Source organism: Aeromonas sp. 25-248, assembly GCF_053005425.1.
Window position 1 is genome coordinate 25219 of sequence record NZ_JBRKTB010000011.1, and the last position, 22698, is coordinate 47916.

19 protein-coding genes are annotated in these 22698 nt (G+C 62.7%); 14 read left to right on the forward strand and 5 right to left on the reverse strand.

Annotation, left to right across the window (positions count from 1 at the left end):
- Positions 1–123 precede the first annotated feature (123 nt).
- Positions 124–564, forward strand: coding sequence for a terminus macrodomain insulation protein YfbV (gene yfbV, locus ACVDHI_RS15105; RefSeq protein ID WP_039040944.1), 441 nt, complete (start codon positions 124–126; stop codon positions 562–564).
- Between the two features lie 52 nt (positions 565–616).
- On the opposite strand, the gene ACVDHI_RS15110 is transcribed toward yfbV, so the two are convergent.
- The 3 genes from ACVDHI_RS15110 to ACVDHI_RS15120 form a co-directional block, all read right to left on the reverse strand.
- Entirely contained in the window at positions 617–1117 is a 501-nt protein-coding gene (locus ACVDHI_RS15110) for a YfbU family protein (protein WP_039040945.1), read from the reverse strand.
- 195 nt (positions 1118–1312) lie between these two features.
- Positions 1313–1777, reverse strand: coding sequence for a thioredoxin-dependent thiol peroxidase (gene bcp, locus ACVDHI_RS15115; RefSeq protein ID WP_010673165.1), 465 nt, complete (start codon positions 1775–1777; stop codon positions 1313–1315).
- A 23-nt stretch (positions 1778–1800) separates the two neighbouring features.
- Positions 1801–2334, reverse strand: a complete 534-nt coding sequence (locus ACVDHI_RS15120; RefSeq protein WP_010673166.1) for a glycine cleavage system protein R — start codon at positions 2332–2334, stop codon at positions 1801–1803.
- A gap of 188 nt (positions 2335–2522) precedes the next feature.
- Here ACVDHI_RS15120 and dapA point away from each other — a divergent pair, with 188 nt between their 5' ends.
- From dapA to ACVDHI_RS15135, 3 genes are all read left to right on the forward strand, one after another.
- Positions 2523–3410 (forward strand): 4-hydroxy-tetrahydrodipicolinate synthase, encoded by an 888-nt coding sequence (gene dapA / locus ACVDHI_RS15125; RefSeq protein WP_029313831.1) that lies wholly within the window; start codon positions 2523–2525, stop codon positions 3408–3410.
- Complete coding sequence (bamC, locus tag ACVDHI_RS15130) at positions 3403–4521, forward strand: outer membrane protein assembly factor BamC (RefSeq protein ID WP_029313833.1); 1119 nt, start codon at positions 3403–3405, stop codon at positions 4519–4521. The genes dapA and bamC overlap by 8 nt, the downstream gene beginning before the upstream one ends.
- A 169-nt stretch (positions 4522–4690) precedes the next feature.
- The gene (locus ACVDHI_RS15135; protein ID WP_447212234.1) at positions 4691–5794 is read left to right on the forward strand and encodes a phosphoribosylaminoimidazolesuccinocarboxamide synthase; all 1104 of its coding nucleotides are present in this window, start codon (positions 4691–4693) and stop codon (positions 5792–5794) included.
- 123 nt (positions 5795–5917) lie between these two features.
- Here the strand turns inward: ACVDHI_RS15135 and ACVDHI_RS15140 are convergent, their stop codons facing one another.
- A complete protein-coding gene (locus tag ACVDHI_RS15140) occupies positions 5918–6520 on the reverse strand; it encodes a short chain dehydrogenase (protein ID WP_041211120.1) in 603 nt (200 codons plus the stop codon).
- 97 nt (positions 6521–6617) lie between these two features.
- Between ACVDHI_RS15140 and ACVDHI_RS15145 the strand changes: the two genes are divergently transcribed.
- The 4 genes from ACVDHI_RS15145 to ACVDHI_RS15160 all read left to right on the forward strand — a co-directional run bounded on the left by ACVDHI_RS15145 (position 6618) and on the right by ACVDHI_RS15160 (position 9549).
- Complete coding sequence (locus tag ACVDHI_RS15145; protein WP_042016837.1) at positions 6618–7520, forward strand: LysR family transcriptional regulator; 903 nt, start codon at positions 6618–6620, stop codon at positions 7518–7520.
- A 74-nt stretch (positions 7521–7594) separates the two neighbouring features.
- The gene (locus ACVDHI_RS15150) at positions 7595–8218 is read left to right on the forward strand and encodes a DUF2057 domain-containing protein (protein ID WP_324062725.1); all 624 of its coding nucleotides are present in this window, start codon (positions 7595–7597) and stop codon (positions 8216–8218) included.
- A 73-nt stretch (positions 8219–8291) separates the two neighbouring features.
- Positions 8292–8738 (forward strand): HIT domain-containing protein, encoded by a 447-nt coding sequence (locus ACVDHI_RS15155; RefSeq protein WP_039040966.1) that lies wholly within the window; start codon positions 8292–8294, stop codon positions 8736–8738.
- 118 nt (positions 8739–8856) lie between these two features.
- A complete protein-coding gene (locus ACVDHI_RS15160; protein WP_029313837.1) occupies positions 8857–9549 on the forward strand; it encodes a DUF3334 family protein in 693 nt (230 codons plus the stop codon).
- 61 nt (positions 9550–9610) lie between these two features.
- Here the strand turns inward: ACVDHI_RS15160 and ACVDHI_RS15165 are convergent, their stop codons facing one another.
- Positions 9611–10609 carry a DUF2860 family protein gene (locus ACVDHI_RS15165; RefSeq protein WP_039040951.1) on the reverse strand — a complete coding sequence of 333 codons (999 nt, stop codon included), beginning with the start codon at positions 10607–10609 and terminating at the stop codon, positions 9611–9613.
- A 202-nt stretch (positions 10610–10811) separates the two neighbouring features.
- Here ACVDHI_RS15165 and arcB point away from each other — a divergent pair, with 202 nt between their 5' ends.
- The 6 genes from arcB (at position 10812) to ACVDHI_RS15195 (ending at position 22664) form a co-directional block, all read left to right on the forward strand.
- Positions 10812–13124 carry an aerobic respiration two-component sensor histidine kinase ArcB gene (gene arcB, locus ACVDHI_RS15170; protein ID WP_447212235.1) on the forward strand — a complete coding sequence of 771 codons (2313 nt, stop codon included), beginning with the start codon at positions 10812–10814 and terminating at the stop codon, positions 13122–13124.
- A 29-nt stretch (positions 13125–13153) separates the two neighbouring features.
- Entirely contained in the window at positions 13154–14530 is a 1377-nt protein-coding gene (gene dgt / locus ACVDHI_RS15175; protein ID WP_447212236.1) for a dGTPase, read from the forward strand.
- Positions 14531–14823: 293 nt separating this feature from the next.
- Positions 14824–15027 (forward strand): hypothetical protein, encoded by a 204-nt coding sequence (locus tag ACVDHI_RS15180; RefSeq protein WP_041211124.1) that lies wholly within the window; start codon positions 14824–14826, stop codon positions 15025–15027.
- Positions 15028–15171: 144 nt separating this feature from the next.
- Positions 15172–19446 carry a transporter substrate-binding domain-containing protein gene (locus tag ACVDHI_RS15185; protein WP_447212237.1) on the forward strand — a complete coding sequence of 1425 codons (4275 nt, stop codon included), beginning with the start codon at positions 15172–15174 and terminating at the stop codon, positions 19444–19446.
- Positions 19439–20650 (forward strand): EAL domain-containing response regulator, encoded by a 1212-nt coding sequence (locus ACVDHI_RS15190; RefSeq protein ID WP_041214588.1) that lies wholly within the window; start codon positions 19439–19441, stop codon positions 20648–20650. The genes ACVDHI_RS15185 and ACVDHI_RS15190 overlap by 8 nt, the downstream gene beginning before the upstream one ends.
- 37 nt (positions 20651–20687) lie before the next feature.
- Positions 20688–22664 carry a methyl-accepting chemotaxis protein gene (locus ACVDHI_RS15195; protein ID WP_447212238.1) on the forward strand — a complete coding sequence of 659 codons (1977 nt, stop codon included), beginning with the start codon at positions 20688–20690 and terminating at the stop codon, positions 22662–22664.
- Positions 22665–22698 lie beyond the last annotated feature (34 nt).

Consider the following 22698-nt stretch of genomic DNA (forward strand, 5'->3'; position numbering starts at 1 on the left):
TGGGCGTACAAAGGATAACCTGATTGTTGAAAAATAACAAAGTCATCCTCAACCTTTGTTATTGCCTCTCAAATATTGTCGAGGTTTTGCCGTTAATGCGTTCGAAAAGAGCTCGGAGGTAGCATGAGCATGAACATTTTTGGAACTAAATTACAGCAAGGCCGTCATTATATGACTCTTTGGCCGCGCCGTCCCGAGCTTAATTCCATGTTCCCGGAGAATCGGGTGATCAGGGCCACCGAATTCGCCCTCAAGGTGATCCCGGCACTGGCGGTGCTCAGCGTCATGGTGCAGTTCCAGTTTGGCGAGCTTCATTACTGGCCCTCCGTGATGGCGTCCGTGCTCTTCCTGCTCAGCCTGCCGCTGCAAGGTTACTACTGGCTCGGCCAGCGCGCCGATACCCGGCTGCCCCCCTCCCTCGCCACCTGGTATCGGGAGATAAACGGCAAGATGAACGAGCAGGGCGGTCAACGTCAGCTGGTGGCCCGTCCCCGCTACGAAGAGCTGGCCGATACCCTCAACGCCGCCTTCAAGCAGCTGGACAAATCCTTCCTCTACGAATGACTTTCCGAAGTCAGACTGACGACAAAGGCGCCCTCAGGCGCCTTTTTCACATTCAGGCGGCCAGCACCTTGCTGATCTCCTGGATGGAGAGCTTGTACTGACGGGGGCACTGACGCCAGACCGCCAGCATGCGCTGGTACTTGTCCCGCATGGCGATGTCGCTGGAGAGCTCGTCACAGGGGCAGGGCAGTTCGGGGAAGCGCTTGTCCACTTCCAGCAGGAAGCAGACGTAATCCGCCAGTTCCCGCTCCTGGCTGCGGCTGTAGCCGTTGAAGGCAAGGCGGCTCTCGTTGACATCGGCCCGGGCGCTGGCATCCAGGTTGCCCCAGGAGATGGCCAGTGCATGGTGCAGCTCCAGGGTGTCCAGCACCTCCTGGCAGGTGGCGAGATCCAGATGGCCGAAGCTCTTCTCCAGCTCGAGGATCTGCAGGCAGTAGCCGCGCTCGACGATGGTGCTGGCACGCTGGTAAAACGCCGCCTTTTCCGGATTGAGTTTGGCCAGGATCTCGTACTGGTTGCTCAGGATCAGGCGTTCGGTGTGGCTCATGTTCATGGGCTGTCTCGCTGGAAAATGAATCTGGGGTCACGTTAACCCATATCCAGGATGAATTTTTTGATCTGAGAGGGGAGGTTGGCGAGAAAAGGGGGGAAGAGGCGCCCTGGTGAGCTGCCAGAGAGTGGGGGCTGATGCCGTGGTGAAACGAGCAGGGCCCGCCATGGCGAGCCCTGCAACAATGCCGCTGGTGGCTTAGCCCTTGACGAGGTCGAGCACCACCTGATGGTGATCGCTGGTCTTGAACTTGTCGAAGCGATGGGCAACCTTGCCCTCTTCATCGATGAGGAAGCTCAGGCGATGAATGCCGTCATACTCCTTGCCCATGAACTTCTTCGGGCCCCAGACGCCAAAGGCATCGGCCACCGCGTGATCCTCATCGGCCAGCAGGCGGAAGTTTAGGTTGTCGCGCTCCTCGAACTTTTTCAGGCGCTTAGCGCTGTCCGGGCTGATGCCGAGCACCACCACATTGAGGGCTGCCAGCTCGCTATTGACGTCGCGCAGACCGCAGGCCTGGGTGGTGCAACCCGGGGTCATCGCCTTGGGGTAGAAATAGATCAGCACCTTCTTGCCGCGCAGGTCGGCGAGGCGAACCTGATTGCCGTCCTGATCGGAGAGGGAGAAATCGGGGGCCTGGGTACCAGCTTCTAGTGGTGACATGGGGTCTCCTCGGATAAACGCCGTCAGGCGTACTTGTGATTGACGATGAATTCGAACGACTCGGCGCCCAGTCCACGACAGAAATCGGCGAAGGCTGTCTTCGAGCCAGGCTCTTCTCCCTGCTTGGAGAGATTCAACTGAAAGTTCGCCTTGAGCAGGTTGAAGGGCTGCTGTTCCAGGGTGATGGTCTGCATGGCCTGGATGTCCCAGCCGTGATCGCTGAAGAACTGGGTGCACTGACTTACGATGCCCGGCTGATCCCGGATCAGCACCTCTGCGCTGGCGCTGATGTCATATTGCAGGGAGTGGTGGCGCTCGGTGCGTTTCATCATGGTGATGAGATCCCACTCCTGGCTGCGCAGTGGGAGGCTTATTTCCAGTTGCATCAGGCTGTTCCAGTCACCGGACAGCAGCATGATGAAGGTGAATTCGTTGCCGAAGATGCCAAGACGGCTGTCGACAATGTTGCAACCGCAGCCACTGACGTGACGGGTCACCTCATTGACGATGCCAGGCCTGTCCGTGCCGATGGCCGTTACGACCAGGTAGTGAGTCATAAATCGTCTCTCGTCCATTATTGAGAATGCGTTGACCGCGGGTGCCGGCACCCTGCCGGGAGGCCTCTTGTGCGCGCGTGCATTCATACGTTTTGTGCCGGATGGTAACACGGCTTGTCCCGTGCCTCCCTTGTTTTTCAAAAGGGGCAGCTTTACCATTACGCCCCTGAAAATCGGGAGAATTATCCATGTTACGCGGTAGTATTGTTGCGCTCGTTACCCCCATGCTGCCTTCGGGCGACATCGATTGGGTCAGTCTGGCAGCGCTGGTGGAATATCATGTGGATGCCGGGACCAGCGCCATCGTCGCCGTGGGAACCACGGGAGAGTCGGTCACCCTGAGCGAGCAGGAACATATCGCCGTGGTTGAGAAGACGGTGGAATACGCCGCCGGACGCATTCCCGTCATCGCGGGCTGCGGCTCCAACAATACTGCTCACGCCATCGCCCTTTCCCGGCGTTTCGCCACCATGGGCGTGGTGGCGGGTCTCTCGGTGACCCCCTATTACAACAAACCCACCCAGGAAGGCCTCTATCGTCACTATTGTGCGATCGCCGAGGCTAGTGGTCTGCCTCAAATTCTCTATAATGTGCCCGGTCGCACCTGCTGTGACCTCAAACCCGAGACGGTGGCCCGTCTGGCCAAGGTGCCCGGCATCATAGGTTTGAAAGAAGCGACTGGCGATCTTGGCCGTACCCCGCTGCTGCGCGAACTGTGCGGGCCGGATTTTGCGCTTTATAGTGGCGATGACGCCAGCGGATGTGATTTTATGCTGCAAGGGGGCGATGGTGTCATTTCGGTCACCACCAATATTGCGGCGCCCCAGATGGCCGACATGTGTCGTGCTGCCCTGGCCGGTGATGCCGGGCAGGCTCATGACATCAACAATCGATTGATGCCGTTGCATCAGACTCTGTTCTGTGAACCGAGTCCCATTCCGGTGAAATGGGCCTGTGCCCGGCTGGGATTGATGGCGACGGCGACCTTGCGTCTGCCCCTGACCGATCTCACCCCCGAGGGGGAAGCGGCGATGGCGCGAGCACTGACGACTGCGGAGTTGATGGCGAGTGTTTAAAGCAAATGGAAAGGGAAATGCAGTGCGCCTGGTACTGAGTGTCGCGACGGTGGCCGTGCTGGCTGCCTGCAGCTCACCCCAGGAACGCAAAATGGCCAACCGTGGCTTCGAGTATGAAGAGAGCCGCCTCGAAGGCCGTGCCTTCCTTGTGCCCGCCGGGTTGAGTACCCCCGCCTTTAACAGCAATTTCGACATTCCGGCCCTGCCCGAGAGCAGCCGTGAGGGCGCCCTCGGGGCCAAGGTGGACGTGCGTCCGCCCGCCCAGTTGCTCACCGTGGTGCCCGGCAGCCAGGTGGTGGCCAATGCCAGCGAGCCGACCGTCGCCTTCTATGCCCTCAGCACCTCCCAGAGCGTGGAGCGCGATACCTGGGCCTTCCTGATGAACTTCCTGGCCGAACACAAGGTCACCACCGAGAAGCTGGACCAGCAGGACGGCGTCTTGCAGACCGGCTGGTTTGACAACTCAGCGGTGCTCGATGGCTGGGCGGAAGATGACGATGACTTCAAGATCCGTCAGCGTTACCAGTTCACCTTGCGCAACGATGTGCAGCGCCACGCCATCAAGATGTCGGTACGGGTGCTGGATCACGAAGAGACCATCGACGGCGAGACCAGCACTGTGCTGACGCCGGCGGACGCCCAGCGTTATGCTACCCGCGCCCTGAACCAGTTCTCCCTCTATTACGACAAGCAGCTCAAGGCCCGTGAACAGCACAAGTCCAGCGATGGCATGGGGCTGGAGCTGGGTCTGGACAACAACGAGCTGAGCGCCTGGATTGCCGAAGGGTCGTTTGACCAGGTGTGGCGCCGCCTCAATCAGGTGCTGCCTGCCTATGGTTTCACCATCAAGGACACCCAGCAGTCCCTGGGCTGGATCGACGTGGAGTACGACGAGCCGGACAGCGAGTTCTGGAAGGCCAAGGGAGCGGAACCGTTCAAGCTCGAGGAAGACAAGTATCGCTTCCAGCTCGGCGAGATGACGGGCGGCAAGACCTCCATCACCCTGTTCGACAAGGACAAGAAGCCTGTCGCATCCGGTGTCATCTCCCAGATGTACATCAGCCTGTCCGAGGCCTTTGCCAAGGGCTTGGCCGATCAGGGGGCGAAGTAAGCATGGAAACAGGGGCCTCGCGCCCCTGTTTTGTTATGTCCGGGTTGCCGCAGGGCCCGCGTGCCGAGCCGGTTGCCCCGGGCCTGAGTACCTGATGATGTGAATCCCCCACAGACAGGGGTCTGGTGCCCCTGCCTAACTAGTCCCACAACAGGAAGTGTTATTAGCCATGAGTTTTGCAGATCAAGTATTGGCGGTGAACGACGATTTGCCGATCCGTACCGATAAACCTGTCCATTCCGGCAAAGTGCGCAGCGTCTACTGGTTGACCCCGGCAGACAGTGCCCGGCTCATTCGGGAGAAAGGCTATGATGTGCCGGCCGATACGCCCCTGGCCCTCATGGTGATCAGTGATCGCATCTCGGCTTTCGACTGCATCTGGCAAGGGGTGGACGGTCTGAACGGCGTGCCGGGCAAGGGTGCGGCGCTCAATGCCATCTCCAGCCACTGGTTCAAGCTGTTCAAGGAGCAGGGGCTGGCGGACAGCCACATCCTGGACATCCCGCACCCCTTCGTCTGGATCGTGCAAAAAGCCCGTCCCGTGATGATCGAGGCCATTGCCCGCCAGTACATCACCGGCTCCATGTGGCGTGCCTACAAGGATGGTGAGCGGGAATTCTGCGGCATCACCCTGCCGGAAGGGCTCAAGAAGGATCAGAAGCTGCCCGAGATCCTCATTACCCCGTCCACCAAGGGGATCCTCAAAGGGCTGGATGGCGTGCCGGAAGCGGACGACGTCAACGTCTCCCGCGGCGACATCGAGCGCCACCATCAGGCCTTCGGCTTCCGCTCCCCGGCGGACATCGACCGCTACGAGGCGCTGCTCAAAGAGGGCTTCAACGTCATCAGCGAGGCGCTGGCTGCCCTGGATCAGGTCTTCGTCGACACCAAGTTCGAGTTCGGTTACGTGACCGATGCCGCCGGTCGCGAGAAGCTCATCTACATGGATGAAGTGGGCACCCCCGACAGCTCCCGCATCTGGGACGGCGCAGCCCTTCGCGGCGGCGAGATCATCGAGAAGTCCAAAGAGGGCTTCCGCCAGTGGCTGCTGAACCACTTCCCGGATCCGGACATCCTGCTCAACAAGAACCGCATGCCCGAGCGCTTCGCCCTGGCCCGTGACAACAAACTGCCCACCGAGGTGATGATGGATATCTCCCGTACCTATGTGGGGATCGCCGAGAAGATCATCGGTCAGCCGCTGGTACGCAGTGCCAATCCGAAGCAGGAGATCATCGAGATGCTGCGGGAGCAGTACGGCCTGATCGACTGAGGCCGACCGCTTTTTTTGCCGCAGGCGAACAAACGTTTGCCGGTGACAGGTGAGGCGCTTGCAACGCAGATGACAAAACGGGCCCCATGACGGGGCCCGTTTTCATTGGGTTGTCCGGAGCGCTCAGCCATTGACCCGAAAGATCTGACCGGTCTGTACCCCCAGTACCGATTTCTTGTAGGCCTGGGCCACCCGGGCGGCGGGTACCGGCACGAAGCCCGGGAAGAAGTCGGCATACTTGCCCATGGACTCTTCCAGCACGGTGGGGCTGACCACGTTGATGCGAATGCCCCTTGGCAGCTCGCAGGCGGCACCTTTCACGAAGTGCTCGATGGCACCGTTGATGGTGGTGGCGCTCACCCCCCAGTGGATGGGCTCCTCGCTCAGAATGCCGCTGATGAGGGTGATGGAGCCACGGTCGCTCAGGTGGGCAATGGCGGCCCGGGTCAGGTTTATCTGGCCCATCAGCTTGCTCTGAAGCCCCACCTGCCACTGCTCGTCCGTCATCTCGGTCAGGGCATTGAAGGCGACGCTGCCGCTGGCGACCACCAGGGCATCGAAGGATCCGACCTGCTCGAAGAGCGCCCGGATGGAAGCGGGGTCGCGCATGTCCACTCTGGCATCCCCCTGGCTGTGACCGACCCGGATCACCTGGTGATCCTGGGCAAGCAGTTCGCTGACGGCGGCGCCAATGGTGCCGGAGGCACCCACAATCACAATCTTCATATCTATCGCTCCTGGTTGAGATGAGTTGATGATAGCGGGATAAAAAGGGAGAAAAAGCGCTTATGATGAACCCATTGTTTCCATATTGGTGCTAATGATGGATATCACCCACCTGGCCAGTTTCTATGAAGTGGTGCAGCGGGGCAGTTTCTCCGCCGCTGCCGATGCCCTGGGGGTGAGCAAGGGGATGCTGAGTCGCCATGTCAGCGCCCTGGAGTCCGCCCTCAATGCCCAACTGCTCCAGCGCACGACCCGCAGACTCAGCCTGACCGAGGCGGGGCGGGTGCTTCACCAGCAGGCCGGCGAGATCTTCGCCCTGGCCCGGGAGGCGGAGGAGGGGATCCGCGCCCTGACCGAGGAGGACAGTGGCCGCCTGCGCTTCACCTGCCCGGTCAGCACGGGGGACCGCATGGTGAGCGAGCTGCTCGCCCGTTTTGCCGAGCTGTGCCCCGGCGTCCAGGTCGAGCTCAACTTCACCAATGCCATGATCGACATGAGCCAGGGGGAGAATGACATCGCTCTGCGGGCCATGGAGCTGATCCCCGACAACCTGGTGGCCCTGCCGCTCGGCAGGCTCAAGGATGTGGTGGTGGCAAGCCCCGCCCTGCTGGCGCGAGAGGGGATCCCCGCCACTCCCTATGAGCTGGGGGGGCGCTCCTGCCTGCTGCAGGGCCACAACCCGGACTGGGAGCAGTGGCACTTTCGCCAGGGGGAAGAGGAGGCGCACATCCTGGTGCAGGGGCGAGTGCGGGCCAACCACTACAGCACCCTGCTGCAACTGGCCCGAGCGGGCATGGGCTTTGCCAAGTGTCCACTGATGCTGGTGGAGGCCAGCTTGGCCCGAGGGGAGCTGGTGGCCGTGCTGACGGAGTGGCAGACCGGCCTGCACCCGATCCATGTGCTGCACGCCCAGCAGCGCCGGGTGCCGCGCAAGATCCGGCTGTTCAAGCAGGTGCTGGCCCAGTGGTTTGCCGAGCGGCCCCATTATCTGCTGGGGTGAGCCTGCATCCCGTTATTTTTCTGTCATCTGGGGCTGCTACCCTGCGCCCTTCATCGCGAAAGGAGAGTCAGGGAATGAAGCGTCATCAGGGTTGGGCAGGGGTTGCGCTGCTGTGCTGCGGCGGTGTGCAGGCCGAGGTCAGGGTCGAGGTGCCCCGGGATTTCCAGATCCTGGCGGTGAGCGCCGGCAAGGTGCAGGACGAGCAGCACGCCGTGCTGGCCGACGGGGAGCAGCAACTGCTGGTGCGCTACGAGGGGGTGATCCCGAGTCGCAACAGCAGCGACAACGATCGCCAGGTTCGCTCCGAGCCCCAGGTGCTTCGCTATGAAGCCCGCGGGCAGTCGGTGCACCTGCAGGCTCCCGTGCCTGCGGACGAGGCCGGGATGGAACGCTACGCCAGAGCCCCTGTCCTGGGCCTGGTGGCGGGGGGGCAGCCCCTCGAGGTGCGCCAGGATACGCTGATGGTGCAGGGGATGCAGATCGGCATGGACTGGCATGCCAGGCTGATGGAGTACAACCGTGGCGAGGGGCCTGCCGTGCTCGCCGGTGCGGCGGATGTGGCTGCGGCCGCCGTGGCGACGCCCCGGGCCTCCTCCGTGCCGGCCAGCGCCCTGGAAGGGCAGTTGCAACAGCTTTTCCTGCAGGCGGACCCCGCGCTTCGCAAGCGCTTCATCGGTTGGGCCGTGCCACGCCTTTAAGTTTGCTCCCCGTTGCAGTAACGTGGGCACATCTTTGATTCCCGATGTGCCCATGTTGATCAGCGAGGCCCCCATGTTTGAATTGCACCCCCGCCTTCAGGCGGATACCCGGATACTCGGGGATCTGCCCCTGTGCCGCGTCCTGCTGGCCAAAGACAGCCAGTATCCCTGGCTGATTCTGGTGCCCCGGGTCGCCAACCTGCGGGAGATCCATCATCTGGCCCCCGAGCAGCAACAGCAGTTGATGCAGGAGTCCTGCGCCGTCGCCACCCTGATGGAGCGGGCACTCGGCCCGGACAAGATCAACGTGGCGGCCCTCGGCAATCTGGTGCCTCAGCTGCACCTGCACCACGTGGCCCGCTTCAGCTCGGATGCGGCCTGGCCCGGTCCCATCTGGGGTGCCTGTCCCGCCATTCCCTATGAGGAGCAGGCCTTGCAAGGGGCGGCTGCCAGTTGGCAAACCCGTCTGGCTACCCTGGATGGATTTCAGCCATTTCTGACTGATAATCCAGTCAAGTGAGAGGTGGCTCGCGCTTTGGGCACTGGGATCACGCAATCTGTTAGCGTATCGCGCCGGTGCATGGTGACATGGGCGACACGAGTGACAGCCCCATTATTTCGATCAGCAGGAAGGTTCCATGATAGTGACAAGATCCGAGGATGATGCCGTATTGACCACAGAGGACGTACTGCTGAGCCTGTGCAATTCGGTGACGAGCGTATTGAGTGCGGCGACCCAGACCCAGGTGCGCTTCTCCGGCATGGTGCAGCGGATCAGCAAGACCTGCCTCAAGCCTGACATCGGCTGTTTCGTGCTGTTTGACGGCGGCTTCTCCGGGCTGGTGGTGATCAACTTCTCCGCCGCCGCGGCCATGGAGCTCTACCAGAGCTACATGCTGAGCATGGGGCTCTCCAAGGAGGATCTTGCCATCTCCCACACCTCGGACGAGGTGAGCAACGTCATGGGCGAGCTGATGAACCAGATCGTCGGCAGCTTCACCACCAAGGTGGGGCGCGAGCTGCAGACCCACATCACCCAGAACCAGCCCAAGATGCTGGCGCTCAACAAGCAGGTGATGCTGAGCGTCGACACCAACCTCGACAATCCCGAGACCCGCCGGGTGACCTTCTTCACCGCCAGCAACAACATCTTCTATCTGGAGCTGGCCATGGACAAGACGGAGTTTATCCGGATCCATGATGGCGGCGTGCAGGAGGAGGTGGATCCCGACGAGCTGATCGCCCAGGCCAAGCAGTCAGCCAAACCGGCACCTGCGGCCGCGCCGGCGAGCAACGAGCACGACGATCTGCTGGATTCCCTCGGCATCTGATGGTCGAGGGTTGTGCAAATGAAGAGGCCACCCCGGGGGTGGCCTCCTTGCTTGGGGCGGGTCAGAAGTTGTAAAGCAGCCCGGTACTGAAGCGAAGCGCCTCGGCATCGTAGAAGTCGATGTCGGAGTCGGCGCTGGAGTAGGCCGCGGTGAAGGTGGCGGCAAGGGGTTTGATGCCGAACAGGTTGTGCCAGAAGAAGGTGCCATTGAGGGCGAACTCGCTGGCATCGGCGCGCTGGCCGAACAGGGGATTCGCCTCGTCATACTTGCGCTTGCCGGCGTAGAGGTTGCTCACGATGGACCACTGGGAGGCACGCTTGGCATAGGTCAGCTGCAGACCGGTGTTCTTGAAGCTCTCCGCGCTCCCGTCCAGGCGGGCCTCCTTGTAGAGGAAGGCGGGCTCCAGCAGCTGGTCGCCGCCGAAATGGTACTGGTAGGAGAGTGCCAGGTCGTGGACCTTGCCGTTGCGGCTCAGCATGGAGGCGTAGTGGGTGCCGTGGGTCAGGTCATATTGCTGGCCACTGCGCTCCTCGTCGAGCTCCACTTCCCGGCTGGTCAGGGTGGCGTAGACGTTGCTGCCCCAGATCCTGTCCCAGGCAAAGCGCACCCCTTTCGAGGTGAGATCGGTGGCGCTGCGGTCCACGCCGGTGGCGAAGGGATCGCTCCACACTTCCACCGGCATGAGGTTGAACACCAGGGAGGTGGCGACGATACCCTTGTCGCCCATCTCCTGGCGCAGACCGAGTTGCTGGGTAAAGTCGAAGCGCACCGCGTCCTGGATGAGGTTGCCGAGGAAGACCTGGGTGCGGGTATCGGCGAAGGTGTAGCGGATATCGGCATTGAGCAGCGGGCTCAGACCGCTTTCGCGGCCGGGGGAGCCCAGATCATCGATACGGCTGTTGCTGTCGTCACCGGCATAGAAGTTGGACTTGTGGCTGCCGGCATTGACCCCGCCCAGCAGAAAACCGGACCAGCCGGTCTGGCGGGGGATCTCCCCCAGATCGGCGTGGGCGGTGGTGGCGACCAGCAGGCCAAGGCTCAACAGAACATGATTTCGCATCGGGTATGCTCCTGACATAACGAATGAGAAGGGTGACAGTGCGCCCCGGTATTCCGGTGGAACCGGTGCTGACTGAGGCATGGCAGGCATGCTACCCCAGCCGGAGTGTGACGTTAATCAATAATTGAATACGCGACGGACAAGAGTTCATGGCGCCGTACTGGTATCCTGTTTGCGCAAGAAAAGGGGAGAAAACAACGAGATGAAGCAGATCAAATCCTGGGCGCAATATTACGTCGACCTGATGACCAAGCTGGGACTGGTGCGCTTCAGCATGTTCCTGGCCACCGCCATCATAGTGCTGGCCGTGTCGATCCAGATGGGGGTGACCCTGTTTTTGCGCGGCACCGTGGACATCGTCGACCTGGTGCGCTCTGTCTTCTTCGGTCTGCTGGTGACCCCCTGGGCCGTCTATTTTCTCTCCATCGTGGTGGATCAGCTGGAAGACTCCCGCCAGCGGCTGACCCGGATGGTGCGCAAGTTGCAAGACATGCGCGAACGGGATCTCGAGCTCAACAGCCAGTTGCAGGAGAACATCAGCCGGCTCAACGCCCAGATCGCCGAGACCAACCGGGCCGAGACCCTGCGCCAGCAAGCCATCGAGGATCTCGAAAACGAAGTGTTCCAGCGGGAGAAGGCCCAGCTGCATCTGGGGGAGCGTACCGCCCTCTTGCGCTCCTTCATCGACTGCTCCCCCGATCTGGTCTATTACCGCAACGAGGACGAGCAGTTCTCCGGTTGCAACCGCGCCATGGAGGAGCTCACCGGCAAGGTGGAAGCGGAACTCATCGGCCTGACCCCGTTCGATGTCTACAAGCACGACATCGCCAGCAAGGTGGTGGAGACCGACAAGCAGGTCTTCGCCCAGAACGAGCCGCTCACCTATGAGCAGTGGCTGGAGTATCCCGATGGCCGCAAGGCCTACTTCGAGCTGCGCAAGGTGCCCTTCTTCGACCGCTTCGGCAAGCGACTCGGCCTGCTCGGCTTTGGTCGCGACATCACCGAGCGCAAGCAGTACCAGGACAAGCTGGAGAAGGCGAGTCGGGACAAGACCACCTTCATCTCCACCATCAGCCACGAGCTGCGCACCCCGCTCAATGGCATCGTGGGCCTGAGCCGGATGCTGATGGATACGCCCCTCGATGCCAGACAGCGGCAGCAGCTCAAGACCATCCACCTGAGCGCGGTGACGCTCGGCAACATCTTCAACGACATCATCGATCTGGACAAGCTCGACCGTCGTCGGCTGGAGATTGCGCCGGCTCCGCTGGATTTGCCCGCCTTCCTCGACGAGCTGGAGACGCTGTCGCGCATCCAGGCGGAGCAGAAGGGGCTCTACCTGCACTTCGACCGGGACGGCGACATGCCCCAGTTCGTGATGGCGGACGGCACCCGGCTGCGTCAGGTGCTGTGGAACCTGGTGGGCAATGCGGTCAAGTTCACCGATGAAGGGGGCGTCACCATACGCTGTCTCGCCCACGCCGCTGATGAACCGGGCAAGCTGGCGCTGCACTTCGAGGTGGAAGACACCGGGGTGGGCATTCCCCGTGCCCAGCAGGAGAAGATCTTCGCCATGTACTATCAGGTGCAGGGCAAGAAGCACGCCACCGGTACCGGCATCGGTCTTGCGGTCTCCCGCCAGCTGGTGCAGGCCATGGGCGGCCAACTCTATGTGGACAGCGACCCGGGCGAAGGCGCCTGCTTCACCGCCGAGCTGGAGGTGGACTGCGTCGAGCCCAGGGCCGCGGCCCCGGAGCCCGAGATGCCCTCCCTCGACATCCTGCTGGTGGAGGATGTGGAGCTCAACGTGACTGTGGCCTGCGCCCTGCTGAACAAGCTCGGCCATCAGGTCAAGGTGGCGCGGGATGGTGCAGAGGCGCTGGCCATGGCCAACCCGGATGATTTCGACTTGATCCTGCTCGACATCCAGCTGCCGGACATGACGGGGTTCGATGTGGCGGAGCAACTGCTCGCGCGCTACGGCGACAGCCTGCCCCCCATGGTGGCGCTCACCGCCAATGCCACTGGCGATCGCCAGTACTACCGGGATCACGGCATGCAGGATGTGATCAACAAGCCGCTGGGCTCCAAGGCGGTGCGGGAGGTGATAGGCCACCTGTTTGCGGATCTCGCCGGGGACGAGGCGGACGAGCAGGACGATGTCCACCATCAGGATGCCCTGCTGGATCTGCCCTTCCTCACCGATTACGCCAGCACGGTCGGCAAGCCGGTGCTGCTCTCCAGCGTCGAGCTGTTCGAGAAGATGATGCCGGACTACATGGCGGTGCTCGACTCCAACATGATTGCCAGGGATCAGGCCGGTGTGGTGGAGGAGGCCCACAAGATCAAGGGGGCGGCGGGCTCCATCGGCCTGCGCCGGTTGCAGCAGACGGCCCAGCTTATCCAGAGCCCGGATCACCCCGCCTGGTGGGAGAACGTGGAAGACTGGATTGAAACCCTGCGCCGGGAATACCCGGGTGACATCGCCCGCCTGCGGCGCTGGCTGCTCTCGTAGACACGACGCCTCAGGCAAGGAGCCACGACATGTATGACCGTTTGATCCCCCCCGAGCGCATTCACCCCTGGGGAGACGAAGACCTGCTGGAGGCGACGGAGCAGGACCGCACCCGCATCGTGCAGGCGGCGCCGGTGCGTCGGTTGCAGCAGAAGACCCAGGTCTTCCCGCTCGATGTGAAAGCCTCGGTGCGCAGCCGCCTCACCCATTCGCTGGAGGTGCAGGAGACCGGTCGCCAGATCAGTCGCCGCATCCTGGCGGCGCTGCCGGCCGGAGCGGTGTGCGAGGGGGCCTTCATCAATCTGGTGGAGATGTCCTGCCTGTTGCACGATGTTGGCAACCCGCCGTTTGGCCATTTCGGCGAGCAGGTGATGAGTCAGTGGCTTGCCCAGGAGCTGGACGGCCTCTTCGCCCGTGCCCACGACCAGTTGCCGAGCCCCCAGTGGGCAACCCTTCGCCAGGATCTGCTGGTGTTTGACGGCAATGCCCAGAGCCTGCGACTGGTGCACAGCCTCCATGAGCTGAACCTCACCCTGGGGCAGCTGGCGGCGCTGTGCAAATACCCGCAGCAGCCCCTGCCGGGCCTGCACCATCCCCAGGGCTATGGTCAGCACCACGGCTGGACCAGCAAGCGCGGCATCTTCTTCAGCGAACAACCCCTCTATCGTGCCCTCGGCCAGAGCCTGGGGCTGGCCGAGGGGTGCCGTCATCCGCTGGTCTACATCATGGAGGCGGCGGACGACATCTCTTACTGCATCGCCGATCTCGAGGATGCGGTGGACAGGCGCATCCTCACCCAGAGCGAGCTGCTGGCAGCCCTGCGCGAGGCGGACGAGGGCGGTTACATGGCCGACCTGCTCGATGAGGCGCTTGCCTCCGGTCGGGGGTTCTTCCCCCATTTTCGCCAGCATCTGACCCGGGATCTGGTGGCGCTGGCCGCCCATACCTATGTGGCCGAGCACGATCAGATCCTGAGCGGGGCCTATCCCCAGGCGCTGCTGCACGGTCAGGCTCCGGCAGCCCGGGTACTCGATACCCTCAAGCGGGTGGCTCGCGAGCTGGTGTTCATGCGCCCGGAGGTGGAGGCGCTGGAGCTGGAAGGCTATGCCGCCCTGCGCGGGGTGCTCTCCACCTACGCCTGCCTGCTGGCCCTGCCCGCCAGCCAGTTCGAGCGGCTGCTCGCAGGCAACGGCGGGAGCGAGATCTTCTTTGCCCGGCGGCTGTTCCACCGCCTCTCTGCCCGCCACCTCAAGGCGTACCGGCTGGCGGTGGCGAGCCGGGATCCCCGTTTCGAAAAGGAGAGCGAGCAGGAGTGGTACTACCGGGTGCGGCTGCTGCTCGATTATGTGAGCGGCATGACGGATACCTATGCGCTGGAGGAGTTCCGGCTGTTGTCAGGGATTTGACTGAACCTCTTTTTGGCCGCATTCCACCCATATGGGTGGGAGAGATATTGCGTAAAATTCGGTGTTTTTTTACACTGCGGCAACTTGTTCAACTTTCACACGGTAAGGAGACGACCATGCAACATTCCATGTTCAACGTTGCGTTCGATCGCTGCTCTGGCAGCGCGAAGACTCGTGCTCTTTATTTGCCGCGTGGAGGGGACAGGTAACACCTGCTTTTTTCATCACCCGCGGTTGTCCCGCAGGGTGATCACCTCTCTCCGGGGGAACCGCACGTTCAACTGGAGAATATTATGTCTATCGAACTCGCCCTGCTGCGCCACGTAGAGACCCTGGTTCAAAAAAGGATCACCCGGCTGGAGCGTCGCGTCAGCTACCTGCATCTTTCACCTGCCCTGCTCAAAGACATCGGGCTGGAAGGCAAGGAAGTGCAGATCGCCCATATCCGTGAGCGGGAGTTTCAAACCGGTTTCCGGCTCGGGAACCGAATAACCTGAGGGGAGGGGGCCCGGCCCCCGACCTGGTGGATGGCAGGCCTGGGCCTGCCATTTTTCTTTCCTGATGAGCATTGTCTCAATTTAGTTGTCGCACATTGCGCCAAACACTCTATGATCCCCCTCCGTTTCGTATGGGAGTTGATAATGTTCCGCCGCTGCTGTCGTCTCATCCTGCTATGTGGTCTGGCTTTCTGGAGCCTGATGGTTGCGGCTGCGCCGGCGCAACTGGACCAGAGCAACTTCACCCTGGACGAACTGCACTGGCTTGCCACCCATGATGAACTGGTCGTCGGCATGCCTTCGGCGGCCTGGCCACCCTATGTCTATACCGATGGGCGCGGCAACTTCACCGGCCCCCTGGATGAGTTCGCCTCCCAGATTGCAGCCAGGCTGGGGGTGAGCCTTCGCTACCGTGCCTATGCCAACAATGCGGCGGTCCAGCAGGCCTTGCTGGATGGCAAGGTCGACATGTTGATCGGGGTGGCTCCGAGCCCGACCCGCACCCTGCAGATGCAATTTACCTCCGAGCTGATGGCACTGCCCCGGGCCGTGCTGCTGACGGGGGGGAGGGAGAGCCTCTCCCTGGAGGAGGCCTATGGGGTGCGCTGGGTCTGCGTCTTCGGTGTCAGCGCCTGCGATGAGCTGCTGCGCCTTGGGATCTCGAACCTGATCACGGCCGACAGCCGTGACGAGGCGATCTTCATGCTCAAGGAGGGCAAGGCGGATGCCTACCTGGCCGAGCTGCCCATGCTGAACAGGCTGCAAGCCATGGCGGGCATGGCGCTGGCCAGGATCGACTGGATGAGGGATACCTCCCTCGCCATGGCCGTGGCACCCGGGAATGATGTCTTGCAGGGATTGCTGGAGCGGGCCCTCGAGGATATCTCTCCCCTCGAGCGTCGCGCCATTCTGGAGGCGGGGGACATCCTCGACTATGCCCTGGTGAAAAGGAGCAGGGAGATCGTTTTCAATCCGCAGGAGCAGGCGTGGTTGCAAGCACATCCGGTCATCCGCTACGGGGTTGCCCCGGATTGGCCCGGGATGAGCGAGGTGGACGACAGGGGGCGGCTCAAGGGGCTCATTGCCGATCTGCTGACACTGATGAGCCAGCGTGCCGGGCTCCAGTTCACCCTGGTGCCGACCCGGAGCTGGGCCCAGAGCATGGCGCTCTTCCAGGATCGCAAGCTGGATCTCATCCCGGCCATGACTCCCACCGCGGAGCGTCAGCAGTTTGCCCGGTTTACCCCCAACTACGCTTCGATCAACCGGGTGGTCGTGGCGAGGCAGGGGATGGCCGAGCTCACCGCCGCCAGGGCACTGAAAGGGCACAGGGTGGGCATGGTGGGGGGCTCGGTGGAGCAGGTCTTGCTGAGCGAGGTGGGGGCCATCGCCGTGCCGGTGGCCAGCGATGCCGAATTGCTGCCCCTGCTGGACCAGCAGAAGGTCGACTATGTGCTGATGAGCACCACCACCCTGGAGCAGTCGCTGCAAAAGGGATTCAGCGACCGCTACCAGGTGGTCTTCTCCGGCAGCGACCTGCGGGTACCCATCGCCATGGCGACCCAGTTGCAGGACCCCATGCTGCAGCAGATCCTCACCAAGGTGCTGATCGCCATTCCCCCCGACGAGCTCTCCGCCCTGGAGAAAAAGTGGCTCTCCCTGACCATACAGACGGGACTGGATCCGAAGACGGTGCTGCTCTGGTCCTCCCTCGGCGGCGGCATTTTCCTGCTCTGCCTCTTGCTGTTCATGGGCTGGAACCGGACGTTGCGCCGCCAGATCAGCCAGCGGCGGGAGGCCGAGCGGCGGCTCGAGGAGCAGCTGGTGTTTGTCCAGATGATGCTGGATGCCCTGCCCAACCAGGTGGTGCTGACCAACGAGCGCTATGAAGTGGCAATGACGAACCGGGCGTACCGGCAGATGTTTCTCGGCGGGGAGAACCTGACGGGCTCCTATGAGCGGTTGCTCCAGGATCGATTGCCCGAGTCGATCCGCGCCAGGGTGATGGAGGAGGATGCCAGCGTCTGGGAGAGCGGAGAGGAGCTTCATGGTCGGGGCGAGATCCGGTTTGATGACGATCGCCTGCACCAGATGATCTACACCAAGCGGCTCTTTGCTGGGCCCGATGACAAGCGGCTCGGGATCCTGACCGTGCTGACCGACGTGACCGAGCTGGAGCAGGCACGGTTTGCGGCCCAGGAGGCGCAGACCCGGCTGACCCAGATCACCGACAGCATGCCGGGTCTGGTCTATCAGTATCACTGGCTTGGGCCGGGCAAGGGGCACTTCCTCTACACCTCGCAAGGGGTCAGGGAGATGGTGGGGGTGGAAGAGGACCTGGTCGGCATGGCGGTCACCGGTGCCTCCATCCTGGGGCTGACAGGCAAGGCGCACCAGGACTTCGTGGCCACGGTGGATCGTCATGCCCTGAGCATGCAGCCGCTGGATCTCGAGGTGGAGATCAGGCGCCAGGGGGAGGCGGGCTATTTGCAGATCCGTGGTCATTTCGTTCACCAGGAGGGGCTTGAAGGGATCATATTGAACGGCGTGGTGCAGGACATCACCAAGCTCAAGCGCCAGGAGCTGGAGCTGCGCCAGGCCAGGCGGGTGGCGGAGGAGGCGACCCAGGCGCGCAGCCGCTTCCTCGCCACCATGAGTCATGAGCTTCGCACTCCCATCTCCGGCATGCACGGCATGCTGGAGCTGCTGCAAATGAGTGCGCTGGACGACGATCAGCGCTACATGTTGCGCAATATCTCGACCTCCACCAACCACCTGCTCTATCTGGTGAACGACATCCTGGACTTCTCCAAGATGGAAGCCGGGCAGTTGCAACTGCACCCCCATCACTGCCGCCTGACCTCGGTGATTTGCGATGTCATCCGGGGACATGCGGCCCTGGCCTATGGCAAGGGACTCATTGTGACGCTGCGGTGGGGGAAGACGGTGCCGGATCTGGCCTGCATCGACGGGATCAGGGTGGGGCAGGTGATCTCCAATCTGTTGAACAACGCGGTGAAGTTCACCGAGGCGGGGGCGATCGCCATCCAGGTGGATTATGAAGACGACCGGCTGGCCTTCCGGGTCCGGGATACCGGGATAGGCATCGCCCTGGAGCAGCAGCGCACCCTCTTCATCCCGTTCAAGCAGGTGGAGTCCGACACCAACCGCCGGTTTGGCGGCACCGGGCTTGGGCTTGCCATCTGTCATCAACTCACCCAGAAAATGGGGGGGAGCCTGACCCTGGAAAGTACCCCTGGAATGGGCACCTGCGTGACCTTCACGCTGCCCCTGGCCGAGTGCCAGTGGGAAGCGCCGCCCCTGACCGGTCAGGTATGGTGGTGGTTTGGGGAGGATGAGGGGCTGGAATCGGTGATGGCCAGGCTGGGCGCCAGACTGGTACGCATGGAGGCACACCATTGGCAGCAGCCCCTCGAGGGGCATCTGCTGGCGCAGGAGAATCACCTGGAGCAGGCCCTTGGCAGTGACTGGCTGGCCTGTTTGCAGCGTTCGAACCTCAAGGGCATAGTACTCTCTCCCCATGAGGCCCTGCGGGGGCGCATGGGGGGCAACGCCTGGTGGCGACTGGGACAATCGCCTCTCTACCCCGATCTGTTGCTGGAAACCTGCCAGTCACTGTTCAACCAGCAGGCGAGCCAGTCGATGGGGATGGAGGGGGAGAAGCTCAGGGGGCGGGTGCTGGTGGCGGATGATCACCCCGTCAACCGGGCATTGCTGACGAGGCAGCTCGCTATCCTGGGGCTCGAGTCCGAGGTGGTGGAAGATGGCGAGGAGGCGCTGCGCGCCTGGCAGGGGCAGGACTTCGCCCTGCTGCTGACCGACTGCCACATGCCGGTGATGGATGGCTATGCCCTCACGCGAGCCTTGCGGGATGCCGGGGACAGTGCTCCCATTATCGGGGTGACGGCCGATACCTCTGAGGAGGCGAGCCAACAGATGCGTGATGCCGGCATGAACGACATGCTGTTCAAGCCCTACAGCCTGGATGCCCTGAGCCAGACCCTGGGACGCTGGTTGCCGACTCAGGAAGAACAGCTCGCCTCGGAGGCGCCCCGGCAAGCCAGGGTTCAGCTGCCAGGCATAAGCTGGTTGACCCTGTTCGGGGATGAGGCGGTGGCTCGCAGCATGGCCAGCGAATACCTGGAAGCCAACGAGCAGGATGGCGAGGACATGAGGCTGGCGCTGGCCAGCCAGGATACCCAGGCGCTGGTGGAGACGGCACATCGCATCAAGGGGGCCGCGCGCATGGTAGGACAGCAGGCATTGGCAGAGGAGGCGGCCCGGCTGGAGGCGGCGGCCAGATTGAAACAACTGGACAAGCTCGATGACCTGGCCAGGGCGGTACAGGCATTGATGGACTCTATCAGAGGTGAAACGGGGTTATGGCTCGATGAATAGCGCACGGCATGAGTTGGCGATCATGGTGGTGGAGGATCACAACTTCCAGCGCAAGGCCCTGATGCACCAGATCCGCGGACTGGGCTACGGCAACCTGCTGGAGGCGCAGGACGGGGAGGAGGCGCTGGCACAGTGCCAGCACCACAGGGTCGACATCCTGTTCTGCGATCTGCGCATGCCGGGCATGGATGGCATGGCGCTGCTGCGCCGCCTCTCCCTTGGCGGGTTCCGCGGTGGCATCGTGCTGTGCAGCGCCCTGGAGGATGACGTGGTCGATGCCGTGCTGCGCATGAGCCGGGCCTATGGCCTGCAGGTGCTGGGGCGCATCGAGAAACCCGCGTCTCCCCAGCAGATCGCGCAGCTCATCGGTGCCTGGCGGCCCCAGCAGGTGCGTAGCCAGGAAGAGGATGGTTATCACCTGACCCTGGATGAGCTGCGCCGGGCGTTGGATCAGGACCAGTTGCTGCCCTGGTATCAACCCAAGGTGGGATTTCACAACGGGGAGTGGCTCGGCATGGAGGCGCTTGCCCGCTGGCAGCACCCCGAATATGGCCTGATCTCGCCGGCCCGTTTCATTCCGCTGGCGGAGCACAACGGGCTCATCGACCCGCTCACCGAGGTGATCATCGGCAAGGCGCTGCGGGACGGGCACCTGTGGGAGAAGACCGGGCTCTCCCTGAACCTGTCGATGAACCTCTCCACCACCTCCCTCATCGAGGGGGATCTGTGCAACACCCTGCTCAGCCACTGCCAGCGCTGGAGCATCAACCCCGAGCTCATCACCCTCGAAGTGACCGAGAGCGCCTTCGTCAAGGATCTCGGCAAGTCGCTGGAGGTGCTGACCCGCTTGCGGATGCACGGTTTTGGTCTCTCCATCGATGATTTCGGGACCGGCTACTCCTCCATGCAGCAGCTCGCCCTGCTCCCCTTTACCGAGTTGAAACTGGACAGATCCTTCGTGGATCGCTGCTATGAAGATCCCTCTCGCCTAGCCATAATCGAGTCCAGCATCGAGCTGGCTCGCAAGTTGGGCTTGAAATCGGTGGCCGAGGGGGTCGAAGATGAGGCGACCTGGCAATTGCTGGCGAAGCTGGGGTGCGATCAATGCCAGGGCTTCTTCTCCGCCCGTCCCATGCCCCGCGAGGAGCTGATGGGATGGCATCAGGGTTGGCAGGCTCGTTTGCCCGCGCTCATCAGACGCTAATCCCGGGCAGGATGCCCGACGAATTCCAAGGATGGCCATGAAAATATCAAGCAAGTTGTTGTTGAGCTTCTGTTTTATCAACCTGCTCATCATTCTCTCCTCCGCCCTTGTCTATCATCAGCTCGGCCGGATCGAAGGCTCGCAAGATGCCTTGCTGGCTCAGGCCCTGCCCGCCCTGCAGCGGGACGAGGCGAGCCAGAAAGCCCTGATTGCCACCGTCTCCTCCCTGCGGGCCTATCTCATCCTCGGCAAGGATCCGGCACAGGGTGATCGCATCAAGCAGGAGTGGGAAGAGGCCTGGCACGCCATCGAGCGCCAGCGTTTCACTCCCGACCTGACCCGGGCACTCAAGGATTTCAAGGGGGCACAGTCACAGGTGTGGGCCCTGGCTCACACCGAAGAGAACCTGCCCGCCCACACCCTGATGCTGCTGGAGGCCGGCCCCCTGGCGGAGTCGGCCCTCGATCAGTTGCAGTCTTTTGCCAATGAAGAGGTGGCGACGCCCCAAGCGACGTTGCCCGGTGACAGGCGCCTGCTGCTCAAGCAGGTGGGGGATGCCTACAACAGCCTGGGCAATGCGCTCTCCGCCCTGCGGGATTTCCTCATCTCGGGGGAGAAGGAGTACCTGGACAAGTACCGGGACTACTACCAGTTCCACCAGCAGCGGGTGGCCGAGCTGAAACAGCAGGAGGCCAACTTCACCGAGGCACAAAAGGGGCTCTGGACGCTCTTTGAAGAGATGTCAGCCCCCTTTGCCGAGCTGGTCGGCCAGGTGATCGAGAAGCGCCAGGCCCCGGACTGGGACAGGGCCAACCACCTGATGGCCACCGAGATAGAGCCCGCCCTGACCCGGCTGGCGGATCAGCTGGCGACCCAGGTGACCCATACCCGTGCCGAGGTGGACAAGATGGCAGGGGAGATGGCGGCCGCCAGTCAGGCCATTCACCGCACCCTGCTGCTGGCCACCACCAGCGTCATCCTGCTGGGCACCCTGGTGGCCCTGCTGTTCAGCCGGCGCCTGACCCGGGACATCGCCAGCCTGGTGAAACGGGCGGGCCTGGTGGCCGATGGCCGCCTCCCCGTCACCCCCTTGCCCGTGCTTCGTCAGGATGAGCTGGGAGGGCTCACGGGCTCCATCAACCGGATGTCGGCACAGTTGCGCGAGCTGGTGGGGGAGATCCAGGGGGCGGTCGGTCAGGTGGAAGGGGCTGGCCGCGAGGTGGGCCAGACCACCAATGCCATCGTGGATGATCTGGCAAGCCAGAATCAGCGGCTCGATGCGGTGGCAGCCGCCATCGAGCAGATGTCGGTCAGTACCCGGGATGTGGCGGGCAACATTGCGGACGCGGCGGGAGCGGCTCGCCAGACCGAGCAACAGGCAAGGGAGGGGGAGCAGGCCCTCGCCCGTATGGGGACCACCATGGCGCAGATTGGTGCCATGATTACCCAGGCAAACCAGGCGATGACGCAGCTCAGCAGCCAGAGCGAGCAAGTGGGGAGGGTCACCGAAGTGATAGCCACCATCGCCGAGCAGACCAACCTGCTGGCACTCAATGCGGCCATCGAGGCGGCGCGGGCCGGTGAGCAGGGACGGGGATTTGCCGTGGTGGCCGATGAAGTGAGGCAGTTGGCCAGCCGCACCAGCGCATCGACCATGGAGATCAACCAGACCATTGCCAGCATCCAGCAGCAGACCCGGGAGACCGCGGATACCGTGGGCAGCGGCACCCTGCTGGTGGAGCAGGGGCGTAGCGCCGTGGCCTCGGTGACCGAGACCCTGGAGTCGATGGCGACGCTGGTGCAGGATCTCAGCGGCCAGCTTGCCGCCATCGCCACCGCCACCGAGCAGCAGTCAAGGGCGGCGCAGGAGGTGGCGGGCACGGTGGAGGAGATTGCCGGGCTCAGCCATCAGTCCAGCGAGCATGGCCAGCAGGGGGAGCAGATCGCCGCCCGCCTGACCCGGGAGACGGGGAGACTGACATCGGCCATCAGCCGCTTCGAACTGGATGCCTGACGCAAGGGAGAGAAAAACGGGGCAGACCTCTGGG

Bases quoted from the DNA above. Each gene is read 5' to 3' on its own strand.
- ACVDHI_RS15195 (WP_447212238.1), top strand. From the start codon at position 20,688: ATGAAAATATCAAGCAAGTTGTTGTTGAGCTTCTGTTTTATCAACCTG.
- ACVDHI_RS15135 (WP_447212234.1), top strand. From the start codon at position 4,691: ATGAGTTTTGCAGATCAAGTATTGGCGGTGAACGACGATTTGCCGATC.
- dapA (WP_029313831.1), top strand. From the start codon at position 2,523: ATGTTACGCGGTAGTATTGTTGCGCTCGTTACCCCCATGCTGCCTTCG.
- ACVDHI_RS15140 (WP_041211120.1), bottom strand. From the start codon at position 6,520: ATGAAGATTGTGATTGTGGGTGCCTCCGGCACCATTGGCGCCGCCGTC.
- ACVDHI_RS15185 (WP_447212237.1), top strand. From the start codon at position 15,172: ATGTTCCGCCGCTGCTGTCGTCTCATCCTGCTATGTGGTCTGGCTTTC.
- ACVDHI_RS15160 (WP_029313837.1), top strand. From the start codon at position 8,857: ATGATAGTGACAAGATCCGAGGATGATGCCGTATTGACCACAGAGGAC.
- ACVDHI_RS15190 (WP_041214588.1), top strand. From the start codon at position 19,439: ATGAATAGCGCACGGCATGAGTTGGCGATCATGGTGGTGGAGGATCAC.
- bcp (WP_010673165.1), bottom strand. From the start codon at position 1,777: ATGTCACCACTAGAAGCTGGTACCCAGGCCCCCGATTTCTCCCTCTCC.
- ACVDHI_RS15145 (WP_042016837.1), top strand. From the start codon at position 6,618: ATGGATATCACCCACCTGGCCAGTTTCTATGAAGTGGTGCAGCGGGGC.
- yfbV (WP_039040944.1), top strand. From the start codon at position 124: ATGAGCATGAACATTTTTGGAACTAAATTACAGCAAGGCCGTCATTAT.
- arcB (WP_447212235.1), top strand. From the start codon at position 10,812: ATGAAGCAGATCAAATCCTGGGCGCAATATTACGTCGACCTGATGACC.
- ACVDHI_RS15150 (WP_324062725.1), top strand. From the start codon at position 7,595: ATGAAGCGTCATCAGGGTTGGGCAGGGGTTGCGCTGCTGTGCTGCGGC.
- dgt (WP_447212236.1), top strand. From the start codon at position 13,154: ATGTATGACCGTTTGATCCCCCCCGAGCGCATTCACCCCTGGGGAGAC.
- ACVDHI_RS15180 (WP_041211124.1), top strand. From the start codon at position 14,824: ATGTCTATCGAACTCGCCCTGCTGCGCCACGTAGAGACCCTGGTTCAA.
- ACVDHI_RS15155 (WP_039040966.1), top strand. From the start codon at position 8,292: ATGTTTGAATTGCACCCCCGCCTTCAGGCGGATACCCGGATACTCGGG.
- ACVDHI_RS15165 (WP_039040951.1), bottom strand. From the start codon at position 10,609: ATGCGAAATCATGTTCTGTTGAGCCTTGGCCTGCTGGTCGCCACCACC.
- ACVDHI_RS15120 (WP_010673166.1), bottom strand. From the start codon at position 2,334: ATGACTCACTACCTGGTCGTAACGGCCATCGGCACGGACAGGCCTGGC.
- ACVDHI_RS15110 (WP_039040945.1), bottom strand. From the start codon at position 1,117: ATGAACATGAGCCACACCGAACGCCTGATCCTGAGCAACCAGTACGAG.